1 protein-coding gene is annotated in these 598 nt (G+C 35.6%); it reads left to right on the top strand.

The features are described from left to right. A partial coding sequence (locus ABRT01_RS18405) for a nuclease/transposase family protein (protein WP_483308164.1) occupies positions 1 to 598 on the top strand: 598 nt, incomplete at both ends.

Here is a 598-nt window from a genome sequence, read left to right as displayed (position 1 = left end):
GAAACCAAAATATCGTTCATGGAAAAAGAAGTGGTTTTCGCTATATTATGATGAACCAAAAAAAGGTTTTAAATTATTGGATACCAATCTGCTTTCCTTAAGTTTTGGCAAGTTAACAGATGAAGAATACAAGGAATTAAAGAAAAAAGATAAAAAGGCTAAGAAGACCATCAAAATCAAAGTTGGACTTGTGGAAGCGGTAGAACTAAGCGAAACGGAGAGAATCAAAACCCTTCGCATCACAAAGGATCTGGATTCGTATTATGCCATTTTTACAATAGAAGATGCCAAGGAAATCACCAAGGTGGAGGAACAATCGTTTATTGTATTTGATCCCAACCATAAGAATTTGGCAATAGGATTAGGCAGTGATGGAAAATCATATGAATTGAAATCAATGAATGCACTGTTGAAGTATTGGGATAAACGAATCGATGAAATCAAATCAAAACGGGACAAATGTGAAAAGTTTAATAAGCTGGTATGCACCCCAAATGTTACGTATTTTGAGCCAAGCAAACGTTGGAAGAGACTCAATCATGCTTTGGAAAAGGCGCAATTAAAACGTCGAGAACAAATGAAGACGCTGTTATTTAGC

Origin of the sequence: Lentibacillus sp. L22, from assembly GCF_040812445.1 — a bacterium.
GTDB lineage: Bacteria > Bacillota > Bacilli > Bacillales > Amphibacillaceae > Lentibacillus_C > Lentibacillus_C daqui.
This window is presented reverse-complemented; position numbering and strand designations above follow the sequence as displayed.